Origin of the sequence: Rhodococcus sp. PAE-6 (assembly GCF_025290685.1) — a bacterium.
In the GTDB taxonomy this organism is placed as follows: domain Bacteria; phylum Actinomycetota; class Actinomycetes; order Mycobacteriales; family Mycobacteriaceae; genus Rhodococcus; species Rhodococcus pyridinivorans.
In genome coordinates this window covers 1-247 of the sequence record NZ_JAOCLZ010000182.1, presented here as the reverse complement: position 1 = coordinate 247, position 247 = coordinate 1, and the positions used below count along the sequence as shown (strand labels likewise).

The 247-nt window shown below is 62.3% G+C and carries 1 pseudogene; it reads left to right on the top strand.

From position 1 onward, the window contains the following. A pseudogene (locus NVV99_RS26715) lies at positions 1 to 247 on the top strand (excinuclease ABC subunit UvrA); the annotation flags it as partial.

The window sequence follows — 247 nt, the reverse complement described above, 5'->3', positions numbered from 1 at the left end:
ACACCATGGACGGCTGGTACGGCCGGATCTACCGGGCGTCCGGCTTCTTCGACCCCGACAAGCCGATTCGCTCCTTCACCCAGCGGCAGCTGCACGACCTGCTGTACAAGGAGCCGACCAAGATCAAGGTCGAGGGCATCAACATCACCTACGAGGGCATCATCCCCAAGATCCAGAAGTCGATGCTGTCCAAGGACGTCGACGCCATGCAGCCGCACATCCGGTCCTTCGTCGAGCGGGCGGTCAC